The sequence below is a fragment of the Methylibium sp. T29 genome, from assembly GCF_000576205.1.
GTDB classification, from domain to species: domain Bacteria; phylum Pseudomonadota; class Gammaproteobacteria; order Burkholderiales; family Burkholderiaceae_C; genus Methylibium; species Methylibium petroleiphilum.
On record NZ_AZND01000109.1, the window covers coordinates 1 to 11,614 of the forward strand.

The following is an 11,614-nucleotide window of genomic DNA, read 5'->3' on the forward strand; positions in this document are numbered from 1 at the left end:
ACGGCGGGCCGCGCCGAGGGGCGCGGCGGTGCCGAAATCGACGCCAGCACCTTCAGCGCCTGCTCCGAGTGACGCGTCGGCACGAACAGGTGATCGTGGTGGTAACCCGCGACGACGTTGCAGGGGATGTCGGCGTCGGCCAGCCGGCCGGTCAGCGTCGCGATGAAACCGACGGCGTCGAGTGCCGAATGCACCGTGAGGGTGATGAGGTGCGACTCGAAGACATAGGGCACGGCCGAGTCTTCGGCCTGGGCTTTCTCGACGATCGCGGTGACTCCCTCGGCCTCGCGAAAAGTGCAGATCGGCTCCAGGCCAGGTGGGATGCGGAAGTCCGGAAAACTGCAGTAGACGAAGGTCTCGGGGTGCAACTGCGGGGCCATCTCGCGCCGCAGGGTATCGAGGTCGCGTTCGCCACTCATCCGGGGCTCTCCTTTGCGTGTGTGGGAAGGCTGGTTTCTGTAACTGATTATGAGGACTCGACCAGGCTTCTCGCGATTCGCCGTCGCGGTTTAGCGAAGCTCACCGAGGGCCAAAGTTGCTAAACGTCCTCCGCGCGCCGTAGTGCGCTGCTAGCGTCGATACCCGGGCCTTTGCAGAGGCGTTTCCACTGGTGTGAAGCCGGTGGGGCGCGCGATGCGTTACCGCCCGGGGAAGGAGTTTCCGGACATGTTGACGCATTCGGAAGTCCTCGGGGACCAGTCGGAACTGCGCGCGCAGTTGCAGCGCGACGGCGGCGCGCACCGCGAGCTGCTGCGGCTGAACTGGGCGCGGCCCGTCGGCGACATTGCCTTCGATTGGGCCGCCATCCTGGCCGCGACGGCGGCGGTAGTGTGGATCGGGCTCGAGATGCTGCCGCTGGCGCTGCTCGTCGTTGCGAACCGGCAGCGCGCCCTGGGCAACATCCTGCACGATGCCGGTCATCGCAACCTCTGCCGAACGCTGCGCGTGAACGATGCCGTCGCGGGGCTGCTCGTCGCGCCTTTGGTGTTCGCGTCGCTCGAGAGCTATCGAGCGGACCACTTCAAGCACCACATGCAGCTCGGCGCCGCAGGTGGTGATCCCGACCTGATCGATCCGCCGGAAGCGCTGCCCCGCCATTGGCTGTCGAGCTATCTGCGCCAAGTCTTCTCGCTGCGGGCCTGGTGGGGCAACTTCTTCGGGCACCTCGGGGCCGTGGGCGTGTCATGGTCGGGCCGGGTGGGAATCGCGGCCTGGTGGTTTGGGGCGCTTGCGCTGCTGGTCGAGTTCGCGGGCGCGCAGTTCACGCTGACGTTCGTCGGGTTGTGGCTGCTGGCGCGGGCAACGGTCTTCCACCTGATCACGACACTGCGCGAGATGTGCGACCACTTCGGCCTGCGGCCGGGCGGCATCCTGAGCTTCACACGCGACATGGCCGTGCGCGGCCCTGCGCGCTGGCTGATCCACCCACGCAACAACGGCTATCACCTGAGCCATCACCTGCTGCCGGCTGTTCCCTACTACCACCTGCCGCGAGCGCATGCGCTCTTCCGGCGCCTGCCCGCGTACCGGGAGCATGGGACGGTCTGTGACGCGTACTTCGACGGGCCTACCGCGGTCGTCCGAGCCTGGGAGAGGGAGGCCAGATCATGACGACGCGGGTGCTCGGCACGCTGCAAGTAGCGGCGTTGCTGGTGTCGGCGAGCTATGGCATCGGCTTCCTGTTCGGGTCGGGCGAGATGGCGCTGTCGCACGGCATGGCGGGCGGTCTGTACGGTGTTGCGACAGCGCTGGGCATGCTGGCGCTTGCGACCTTCGCGGGCAGGTTGTGGAAGCTCGGCGTACCGGTCTGGGAACTGTTCGGGCAAGCCTTCGGCCAGCCGATCCAGCGCGCCGTCGCGTTCCTGTCCCTGGTCTGGATGAGCGGCGTGCTGGCGGCCCAGATCGCGGGTGGCGTCGCCATCGCGCGGGTGATCGGTCTGCCTGGGTACTTGTCCCAGGCGCTGGTGCTGGCGCTGATCCTCGGCGCCTCCCGGCTCGACCTGCGTGTCGCATCGCGCCTGTTCGCCGCCTGCCTGCTGGCGAGCGCGGTGGTGCTGCTTTACGCGCTGGCTGACGCGGGCGGCCTGGCGCTTTACGCGCAGGCGGCGCCACGGTTCGTGAGCGACCTCGGAGGATTCAGCACGTCCCGGCTGGTGTCCATCGTGCTGGCGGTCGGGCTGCTCGTGTGCCTGGGCGCGGACTACCACCAGTTCGTGCTGGCCGCGCACCGTCCGCTGGTTGCCGCCGCGGGCTGCGCACTGGCGGGCGTGGTCCTGATCGCCGTCGCCTTCCTGCCGCCGGCCCTGGTGCTGGCGCTGCGTGGCTGGGGCGAACTGGACGGGCTGACGGACGCGAAACAAGCGATCCCGTTTGCACTGGGGCGCGCGGCGGATGGGCTGTGGCCCGGATCGGCAGCGCTGCTGCTTGCCGCGCTGTCGACGGCGGCACTGGGTTCGGGCGCCGCGATCGTGCGTGCCATGGCCAGCGCGATGGCGGCCGCGGCGCCCGGCGCGCGCGATACGAACCACGTGGGCTGGTCAATGGCCGCGCTCGCCGCCGGCGGCCTGCTGGCCGCGCGCGGGCAGGGCATCGTCGAGACCATGGCGTCGGTGAACGTGGTCTACCTCGCCAGCGTCGGTTGGCTCTTCGTGCTGCTGTTGCGCGGAGCGACCCTTCCAGCGGGCCAGGCAGGCCTCGTGATGGGATCTGGATTGGCCGCGTCGGGTGCTGTCTACCTGGCAGGATGGACGGGCTGGATCAAGGGCGACGCCGACACGGTGTCGCTGATCGGAGGACTCGGTGTGTCGGCCATCGTGGGCCTGATCTGCGCGATGGGTGGGTCCAGGTCATTCGGCATCGGTGGCCTTCGGCGCTGAAGCTGCAGGCGGCTCCTGCGCCGCGCGCGGCAGCAGTTGGGCGTGTGCATGGCCGACGACCAGGTTCGTGATATCGCGCGAAAGAGGTGGCTCCAGTTCCCAGTGATGCCAGTGCAGGTTGACGAGCACCGGTTCATCGGGCGCGAGGTCGACGAGTTCGCCGCGCCCGGCTGCCGCGGCGGCCTGCAGGCTCGGCACCAACCCATAGCCGATCCCGGCGGCAACACCCTCCATCAGGATCATCGGCGAGGGCAGGTAGTGGCGCGGGTAGCGCTCCACGGCGAAGCCGAAGCGCCGCTTCAGGAAGTCGTCGTGCAGTGAATCCTTCCGATTGAACAGGATCGCCGGCGCGACGAGCACCGCCTGAACGTTCAGTCCGTTCGGAAAGTATTCCGCCGCAAAGGCCGGCGTGGCGTAGCAGCGGTACTCCATCGCGCCCAGGCACTCGGCCAGGAAGCCGCCCGCAGGTTTGTCGTCGGTCGAGACGCAGCCGATGACCTCGCCACGTGCAAGGCGCCCCGACGTGTGGTCCTGGTCGTCGGTGACGATCTCCAGCGCTACCTGCCGGCGCAGCAGCAGTTCCCACAAGGCGCGCGGAAACCAGGTCGCGAGCGAGTCGGCATTGACCGCGATGGCCAGCGGCACGGGCACATGCGGGCCGGCCTGGGGTTTCAGTTCGTTCAGCGTCGCGCCTTCGAGCAGGCGCAGTGCCTTGACGTGGCGCAGCAGGACCTCGCCTGCGGCAGTCGGCACGACGGGCTTCTCGCGAACCAGCAGCACCGTCGTCAACGACTCCTCGAGGGCCTTGATGCGCTGTGACACCGCGCCGCGCGTGATGTTGAGCAATGCCGCGGCGCGTTCGAAGCTCTGCGCCTCGGCCACCGTCGCGAAGGTTTCCAGCTGATCGCGATCGAGCATTCTTCTTGCCCCCTGTTCAGCGTTTCTGCGTGCCGACGAAACTCCCTAAACGCCGATCGGCCGCGACGCGTTCAACCTAGCATTTCGATACCGACGTTCCCAAGGAGTGGCTCGTTGATATTGGCGCAGGAAACGGCGCGACGTGCGCGCTCGGGTTTCACCCAGTAACTAAACCGCTAATTGCTTGCCATTGGAGATCGATGGACAGCGGTCGCCGTTGAATGAGCCAGTGCCGATACCTCTGGCCGGGCCGCGTGGTTTTGGCTGTCGGCGCAGGAATCTCTTGGGAACGATGGACATGTTCGACAGCAGTCGGAGGGCATGCCATGGAAGACGATGAACCAGGTTCCACGGGGGGCGCCGCGATACAGGCGGTGGCCATGCTGCGTGCGGTGATCGACGGCCGCACCTACGATTCGGTGGCCGCGGATTTCGGCATCACACGCACCGCCGTCGAGAGGCGCGTCAAGGCGGTCGCGATCCGCCTGTGCAGGGAAGTGGGCATCGAAGGCATGAACGACGGGGCCACCGCTTTCGTGCGGCGCCTGCGCGAGCGGCGCGAAGCCATCCTGCATGCCCTGGAACGATTCGAGCCGGTCGCGGGCCACGCTCCGAAAGGGGATCGGGTCGTGAGCGCGGACGAGATCACCCGGGCGGTGTTGCGCATCCGCGGCCGTAGCGCCCAGCCCGCGCGCGACGTGGCCTTGTTCTACACGCTGTTCGTCACCGGCGCGCGGCCCCTCGAAATCGTGCGGCTGCGCGTCGGCGACTACCTGCAGGCCGATGGCGCGGTGCGTCGAGAATCGGAACTGCCGGCGACCGCGAGCATCTCCGGCAAGTCGAGGCCGCTCTACTTCGCCAGCCGAAAGCTGGACGACGCACTGGCTGCCTACCTCGCAGAGCGAGTGGCTCGGAGCCACGGCGCGGGCGACTCCAATGCCTACCGCGGTCTCGATCCGGACAGCCCGTTGTTCCTGAGTGCGACGGGCGAGGGCTTCCGCATCACGCAGTACGGCGCCGAGGGTCGGCGGCGCTGCCTCTGCCGCCCGATCCTCGAGACCTACCGCAAGCTGTTCCGCTACGCGGAACTGGAGTGGGCGACACCGCTGTCGATCCGACGCACGGTGGTTGCTCGCCTGTATGACCGTGGCGCTGACGAGGAGCAGGTCGGTCTGGTGCTCGGCATCAGCGAACGCAGCGCGGTGCGCGAGCAGTTCCCACGGACCAGACCGAGCATGACAAGCCTGGTACAGGAACTGGTCTGAGGGCCCGTGCGCTACGGCCGTGGTCAAGTTGTTTGCCGTGGGTGCGGGATGAAGGCCTTCGTCGCGCACTTCCGCTACACCAGCGAGACGACTCGCGTCACCAACTGACGTCCTGAGAAGTGTTCTTATCAGGACGTCGTTTGGCGAAGATAAAACAGGGACGAGCTTTCAATCCGCTCCCAACAAGTGTTCCCGCCAGGGACGGGCACCGATGCAAGTGCATGAACGAGCCGCCAGTCAGAAACTCGAGCATGCGTCACTCGACCCGGGATAAGGCGAGACAACCGGACCGCCTGGGACCGCGGTCCGGCTGAAGGGCCCACAGCCACGGCCATCGTCCGCTGCTTATGGCCAGGCGCAACGGAGATTGGTGCGCTAGCAGGGCATCAAGGCATAGCGGGCATCGCAATTGCCGCAGCCAGTAACGGGATCGCGGACATGATTGACATCGCAACGGCCTTTGAAGCTCGGTTCGCGTTCGGCGCCTGCCGCTCCAGAGTGCCAGGCGACCACTGGGGCACGTTCGGAGCAGCAGGTTTGGCCCTCGAGGGCGGCCTCTTCATTGGCGACGGACCTCTTCCGCTCCGCGCGAGGTGCGGTCGTGACGGACCGACCAAGTGGCGGTGGCGAAGAGGGGACCCCGGCTCGAGTCCCGGCCCACGATGACCCCGAGACCCCGCAAGGGCCAAGCGCCCGACACGCTGTCGCGCGACGCGTTCGGCGAGCGTTTCCGGCAGCGCTTCGTCGATCCCGGATTCGATGCCGAGCGCCAGGCGCTCGAACGCCTGGAGCAGATCGCCTGGGAGGCCTACGACGGCGGGCGCAAGTCACCGCGCACGGTGAAGGCCGGTCCCGCCTTCGCCGATCCGCAGTTCGACCTGTCGCAGGAGTGGCTGGAGACGCACCGCCGGCTGCAGGAGGCGCAGCAACGCTGGGCCGCCGGCGCTACCGCGTCGCGTGTGCTGCTGGTCAACGCCTCCCCCCGCAACGACGGCACCTGCCCTGGCGAGATCTCGAAGACCTGGCGACTGGCGCACGTCGCCCGCGAGACCCTGGCGGCGCAGGGCCTCGAGGTCGACCTGCTCGACCTGAGCCGCTCGCGTCCGACTACGCGCGCCACATCCATCCGTGCAAGGCCTGCGTATCGACCGCTATGCCGCTGTGCCACTGGCCATGCAGTTGCTATCCCAACCACGCCCTGGGCCAGACCAACGACTGGATGGCCGAGATCTACGAGCGCTGGGTGTCCGCCCACGGCGTGCTGCTGCTCACGCCGGTGCACTGGTACCAGGCGTCGAGCCCGATGAAGCTGATGATGGACCGCCTGGTCTGCGCCGATGGCGGCAATCCCGACCCGACCCGCACCGGCGGCAAAGACCCGCAGAAGGCCAAGCAGATCGAGCTCGAGGGCTGGGCGTATCCGAAGCACCTCGCTGGCCGGGCGTACGGCGTCGTGGTGCACGGCGACGTGGCCGGCATCGAGGGAACGCGCCGCGCGCTGTGCGACTGGCTGGACTGGATGGGCCTGATCGACGCCGGTCCGATGGCGCGGTTCGACCGATTCATCGGCTACTACGAACCCTATGCGACCAGCCACGAGGCGCTGGACCGGGACGGCGCGATGCAGGAGGAGGTGCGCAACGCCGCGCAGGCGTTGGCGCAGGCGGTGACGCTGCTGCGCGAGGGCCGGCTGCTGCAGGGCGATCGGGGCCTGCAGCAGCCGCGGCCCAAGTGAAGGTGCAGGCCCCAGGTAGGCCCGGGTAGCGAAGGACCGCAAGTCAGCCCGCGGGCAGGAGGCATCAGCTCGGTGCCTCGTCGGTGCCCTCAAGAGCCGGATGCGGAATCGACGGGCAGCGCCGGCGTCGATCCCGTGTGCTATGGAACAGGCTCGCGCGCCGCAGCTGCCACAGGATGCTGCCAGTCAGTCGAAATTGACGCAGCGCCTCACGCACCGGGCAGGGGACTATCAGCTCAGGTGCAGGCGCGGTGACGAACTCGTGGCCATCACCTTTCCGACTACGGCCGCGGCCTCAAACCCGTGACGTCGGAAAACGGTCATCACCTCGTCGACTGCCGCCGGCGTGCAAGACACCAGCAGCCCCCCGCTGGTCTGCGGATCGGTCAGCAGGGCGCGATCCTCGGCAGTGAAGCCGGCTGGCAGGTCCACGTCGGCGCCGTAGCCGGCCCAGTTGCGGCCCGAGGCACCGGTGATGAAACCTTGACCAGCCAGCCCTCGCACGCCCTCCAGCAGGGGCACCGCCGACCAGTCGATCCGCACACCGCAGCGCGCGCCGCGAGCCAGTTCCAGCGCGTGCCCAGCGAGGCCGAAACCGGTGACGTCGGTCAGCGCGTGGACGCCGGGGAGTGCGGCCAGGTCCGGTCCCGGCGTGTTCAGCTTGGTCGTGTTGGCGATCATCTGCGCGTAGCCGGCCGCACCCAGTTGTTCCTTCTTCAAGGCCGCGCTCATCACGCCCACGCCGAGCGGCTTGCCCAGCACCAACAGGTCGCCGGGCTGTGCGTCGGCGTTGCGCTTGACCCGCTTCGGGTGCACAAGGCCCAGGGCCACCAGGCCATAGATGGCCTCCACCGAGTCGATCGTGTGGCCGCCCGCGATCGGGATGCCGGCAGTGCGGCAGACCGCGGCACCGCCTTCGAGCACACAGCCGATGGTCTGCGTCGAGAGCACGTTGATCGGCATGCCGACCAGCGCCAGCGCCAGGATGGGCCGGCCGCCCATCGCGTAGACGTCGCTGATGGCATTGGTGGCGGCGATGCGCCCGAAGTCGAAGGGGTCGTCGACGATGGGCATGAAGAAGTCAGTGGTGGCAATGAGCGCCTGCTCGTCGTTGAGCTGATAGACCGCGGCATCGTCGGCCGTCTCGATGCCCACCAGCAGCTCCTTCGGCACGGGCAATGCCGCGGTGCCCTTCAGGATCTCGGACAACACGCCCGGAGCGATCTTGCAGCCGCACCCGCCCCCGTGCGACAGCGAGGTCAACCGCGGTTCGGCGGCGGGAGCGGGGCAGGCAGATGCGTTCATGGTTGAGATCCGGCGGTGCGGCGGGACAGCAGCCCGCCGACGATTTGATGCAGCGCGACCCGCTCTGCCTCAGGCGCAAACAAGGGCGCGCGTAGAGTCTGGTGAGCCATCAGTCTCGGCAGCATATCGGCATCGTCGCGGGCGCGCTCGAGCAGGGCCGCCAGCCCCGCGTCGTCACCGGGCGCAAAGTACCCTGGGTATTCGCTGCCCAGCAGTCCCACATTGCCGTCGATGCGTGAGGCCAGCACGGGTGTGCCGCTGCGGATCGCCTCGATCACCACGTGCGCGCCACCTTCCATGCGGCTTGCGTGCACCAGCACATGGGCGGACTGGATGTGTCGTCGCACGGCGCCGTGCGCCAGTCCGCCGAGCCAGCGGAAACCGGGCACCTCGCGAGCCAGGGCCGCGGCCTCAGCACCCAGAAAGGGGTCCAGCGCCGCACCGATGTGATCGAACCTCATGTCCGCACGCTCGGCCAGCCGGGTCACGGTGCGCCACCAAGTCCGAGGGTCCTTTTCGTCGCGCAGGTGGCCCACCATCAGCGCGCGCAGGTATCGACGTGACTTCGGCACCTGCCGCCGCTCGCCGCACGACTGCAGAACCACCCGGGCCTTTGCGCGCAGCCTCTCCGGCAAGCCCGACGCGCCAAGTTCGTTGAGGACCACCAGCACGTCTGCCGATCGAGAGAGCGACGCGCTTCGTCATCGATGGCGATATCGCGGTACAGGTCGGTGCCGGTCAGCACCAGCATCAACGGTCGCTCGGGATGCGCGGTCCGCCAGGCAGCGATCGAGCCCGCCGAACGGCGCGCATGCAGCGCGATCATCAGCGCTTCATCGCGGCTGGCGCCGCCATCCCACCGGTCGGTGAGACGGACGCGGTAAGCTGGACGCAACATGCTCGCCCAGCGGCGCGCCGTCTGCCAGTTGCCGTTGTTGGCCGATGCCAGCGCGGGCGTCACGATGACGAGGGTCTCTCGATGCACGATGCAAGCCTAACGCTAGCCGCGCAGGCCGCCCGGCAGAGCTCGCCCGAGGTGCTGGCGGATTTGCTGCGCTCCAGCCGTGCCGACACGCTGGTCACCTTCGCCCGCTACCTGCAGGCCTTGCCGGACCTGCGTGTGCCGCTGCGGCCCGAACTCAATCCGCCGCTGTGGGAGCTGGGCCACATCGGCTGGTTCCAGGAGTACTGGATCGCGCGAAACCCCGCGCTGGATGCCGGCGCGCGCGCGGACCCTGAAGTGCCTCGTCGAGAGCCTCTGCGCGCCGACGCGGACGCGCTCTACAACTCGAGCCGTGTCGCGCACGACAGCCGGTGGCAGCTCGCGCTGCCGGACGCCGAGGCCACGCGAGCCGACCTCGCAGCTCAACTGGAGCAGACCCTGGCGTTGCTGCAGCAGGCTGAACACAGCGACGACGCGCTGTACTTCTTCCGTCTCGCCTTGCTGCACGAGGACATGCACCACGAGGCGGCGCTCTACATGGCGCGCGGACTGGGCATCGCCGTCGACGACGAGCGCTGGCAGGCGAGAGGGCTCCCCGATCCCGGCGCTGCGCTGCGGCTGGAGGCCCAACGCTGGCGGCTCGGAGCCGATGCCGGACGAGGTTTCGTGTTCGACAACGAACTGGTGGGTCGCGACGTCGAGTTGACGCCCTTCGCCATCGACGCCCAGGCCGTGCGCTGGGCCGAATACCTGGCATTCGTGGAGGCCGGCGGCTACGACCAGCCGCAATGGTGGTCCGAGGCCGGTGCGCGCTGGCGCGCTGCCCAGGCGAACGCCCTGCCACGGTACCTTCGACGCGGTAAGGACGGATGGCAATGCTGGCGGGGCGGACGCTGGGCCGTACTCGACCCGCGCGAAGCGGCCTCCCACCTGACATTGCACGAGGCCGAGGCGTGGTGCCGCTGGGCTGGCCGACGCCTGCCCACTGAAGCCGAGTGGGAGTGCGCGGCCTGTACCGCCGAGCCCGCTTTCGGTTGGGGCGACGTGTGGGAGTGGACGGCCAGCCCGTTCGAGCCGTTGCCGGGCTTCGAGCCGCATCCGTACCGTGACTACTCGGCGCCGTGGTTCGACGGCCGGCCGGTGCTCAAGGGGGCCTCGCACTGCACGCAATCGCGCATGCGCCACCAGAAGTACCGCAACTTCTTTCAGGCCCACCGAAACGACGTGCCAGCAGGCTTTCGTAGCTGCGCCGTGTGACGGCACAGGTCAAGCCGCGGCTAGGAACAACGCAAACCAGCCGCGTTCGTCGGTCCAGTGCCGCGGCTCGCGGAAGCCGGCCTCGCGCAACAGTGCGCCAAAGGCATCCAGCGTCCACTTGTAGGAGTTCTCGGTGTGGATGCGCTCGCCGGCAGCGAAAGTCCGTTCGCCGCCGAGCCAGTGCACGGTCTGTGCGATCCGAGATTCGAGGTGCATCTCGATGCACGAGTCGGCCCGATTGAACAACGCCACGTGACGCCATTGACGCAGTTCGAAGTCGGCGCCGACCAGCCGGTTCAGACGGCGCAGCAGGTGTTGAGATCCACGAACCCCACTAGCCATGTCCACGAACCGCGCTAGCGAGACTTGCGGCTAAGGTATTGATTCAACAAGGAAATTCGGGTTCTAAACCCCTCTCGCTGTCTGTCGCGAGTTGACCACAACACGCGACACCGAGTCCACGAACCTTGCTATTGCATCTGGCGCGTCCATGAAGCATGCTACTGGCGCATTTGTGAGGTGAACGGATGCAGTCGCCCCGTGAGATCGGCGAACGTGAAGTCCAGATCGCTCGCGTGCTGAGGCCGTTAGGCCGAGGTCCCATGAGACGCGAGCAGGCCGAGCGCGCGGGCCAACTGCTGGGTGTCCACTGGACCACGGTCTATCGCCTTCGTGCTCGATTTCTGGCGGATCCGAGAACGTCTGCGCTGGTACCGGACGCGGGAGGCCGCCGCGGCGAACCCTGGCGGCTGGCGCCTCCGGTCGAGGCGATCGTCTCGTCGGTCGTCGACCAGTGGGTCCCGCGGCAGCGCGAGCTCGCACACCCCGTGCTGGACGCCCTCAACGAGGTTCGCCGGCGCTGCACGGAACATGGTCTTGTGGCGCCGTCACGCAACACGGTGGCGCGCAGGCTGCGTTCGCACCGCGGCCAGGAACTCCAGCATCTGGCCTCTCTCCCGGGCGCTGCAATCGCGCCCGGCAGTTTCGGAGCGGACTGGCCGTTGGAGATCGTGCAGATCGACCACCCCCAGGCCGACGTCCTCATCGTCGACCGCTTCACCCGCAAGGTCATCGGCCGCCCCTGGCTGTCGGTGGCCATCGATCTGGCCACGCGCACGGTCCCGGCCTTCTTCATCGGCATGGAGCGGCCCGGTGCTGGCACCGTGGCCCTCCTGGTCAGCCGCATCGTCCAGCCCAAGGCGGCCTGGCTGGCTCACCTGGGGCTGCAGATCGACTGGCCGATGGCCGGCCTGCCGCAGCGGCTGCACCTGGACAACGCGGCTGAGTTCCGCAGCCGCGCCCTTCGCCTGGGCTG

9 protein-coding genes and 2 pseudogenes are annotated in these 11,614 nt (G+C 68.2%); 6 read left to right on the forward strand and 5 right to left on the reverse strand.

Features of this window, described 5'->3' with window-relative positions; genetic code table 11:
- The coding region (locus x551_RS13245) for an ACT domain-containing protein (RefSeq protein ID WP_036234232.1) at positions 1-419 on the reverse strand (419 nt) is incomplete at its 3' end.
- 202 nt (positions 420-621) lie between these two features.
- On the opposite strand from x551_RS13245, the gene x551_RS13250 reads away from it, so the two are divergent.
- Both x551_RS13250 and x551_RS13255 read left to right on the forward strand, forming a co-directional pair.
- Complete coding sequence (locus x551_RS13250; protein ID WP_231497725.1) at positions 622-1,611, forward strand: fatty acid desaturase; 990 nt, start codon at positions 622-624, stop codon at positions 1,609-1,611.
- Positions 1,608-2,876, forward strand: a complete 1,269-nt coding sequence (locus tag x551_RS13255) for a hypothetical protein (RefSeq protein ID WP_051495831.1) — start codon at positions 1,608-1,610, stop codon at positions 2,874-2,876. Before x551_RS13250 ends, x551_RS13255 begins: the two co-directional genes overlap by 4 nt.
- Here x551_RS13255 and x551_RS13260 read toward each other — a convergent pair.
- A complete protein-coding gene (locus x551_RS13260; protein ID WP_051495832.1) occupies positions 2,847-3,794 on the reverse strand; it encodes an HTH-type transcriptional regulator ArgP in 948 nt (315 codons plus the stop codon). The two genes, x551_RS13255 and x551_RS13260, sit on opposite strands and share 30 nt — an antisense overlap.
- A gap of 326 nt (positions 3,795-4,120) precedes the next feature.
- On the opposite strand from x551_RS13260, the gene x551_RS13265 reads away from it, so the two are divergent.
- Positions 4,121-5,059 (forward strand): site-specific integrase, encoded by a 939-nt coding sequence (locus tag x551_RS13265; protein ID WP_036234237.1) that lies wholly within the window; start codon positions 4,121-4,123, stop codon positions 5,057-5,059.
- A 662-nt stretch (positions 5,060-5,721) separates the two neighbouring features.
- Positions 5,722-6,794, forward strand: a pseudogene (locus x551_RS13270) (flavodoxin family protein).
- Between the two features lie 231 nt (positions 6,795-7,025).
- On the opposite strand, the gene selD reads toward x551_RS13270, so the two are convergent.
- Positions 7,026-8,099, reverse strand: coding sequence for a selenide, water dikinase SelD (selD, locus tag x551_RS13275; protein WP_036234240.1), 1,074 nt, complete (start codon positions 8,097-8,099; stop codon positions 7,026-7,028).
- Positions 8,096-8,770 carry a glycosyltransferase gene (locus tag x551_RS13280; protein WP_310732262.1) on the reverse strand — a complete coding sequence of 225 codons (675 nt, stop codon included), beginning with the start codon at positions 8,768-8,770 and terminating at the stop codon, positions 8,096-8,098. Before x551_RS13280 ends, selD begins: the two co-directional genes overlap by 4 nt.
- A 308-nt stretch (positions 8,771-9,078) precedes the next feature.
- Here x551_RS13280 and senA point away from each other — a divergent pair, with 308 nt between their 5' ends.
- Positions 9,079-10,299 (forward strand): selenoneine synthase SenA, encoded by a 1,221-nt coding sequence (senA, locus tag x551_RS13285; protein ID WP_036234243.1) that lies wholly within the window; start codon positions 9,079-9,081, stop codon positions 10,297-10,299.
- A gap of 9 nt (positions 10,300-10,308) precedes the next feature.
- Here senA and x551_RS13290 read toward each other — a convergent pair whose 3' ends face one another.
- Positions 10,309-10,641, reverse strand: coding sequence for an L-histidine N(alpha)-methyltransferase (locus x551_RS13290; protein ID WP_081771323.1), 333 nt, complete (start codon positions 10,639-10,641; stop codon positions 10,309-10,311).
- A 260-nt stretch (positions 10,642-10,901) separates the two neighbouring features.
- Between x551_RS13290 and x551_RS13295 the strand changes: the two are divergent.
- Positions 10,902-11,614: pseudogene (locus tag x551_RS13295) on the forward strand (transposase); the annotation flags it as partial.